The organism is Anaerotignum lactatifermentans (assembly GCF_016902535.1).
Lineage (GTDB): Bacteria > Bacillota > Clostridia > Lachnospirales > Anaerotignaceae > Anaerotignum > Anaerotignum lactatifermentans_A.
This window is the reverse complement of sequence record NZ_JACSNY010000085.1, coordinates 1-216: the sequence shown is the minus strand read 5'-3', so window position 1 is coordinate 216 and position 216 is coordinate 1. Positions and strand designations below refer to the sequence as shown.

Here is a 216-nt window from a genome sequence, read left to right as displayed (position 1 = left end):
CGGCTAAATCGAGAGATCCGTCGCCGCACCCGTGTAGTAGGTAGCTTCCCTGACGGCAACTCTGCTCTCATGCTGGTCTGTGCCCGGCTGCGCCATGTGGCCGGTACCCAGTGGGGCAACAAAAAGTACATGAACATGAAGCACCTGGAGGCTGCCGTTAAGGATACCTCCATTGCTGGCTGACTTCATTCACACCAGAGCTTGCAAACCAATTTG

Annotated in this window: 1 protein-coding gene; it reads left to right on the top strand. The window is 55.6% G+C overall.

Features of this window, described 5'->3' with window-relative positions:
- Nucleotides 1–183, top strand: a 183-nt coding sequence (locus H9X84_RS12970; RefSeq protein ID WP_205134654.1) for a transposase, incomplete at its 5' end; no start/stop codon positions are given.
- Between the last annotated feature and the right edge of the window lie 33 nt (nucleotides 184–216).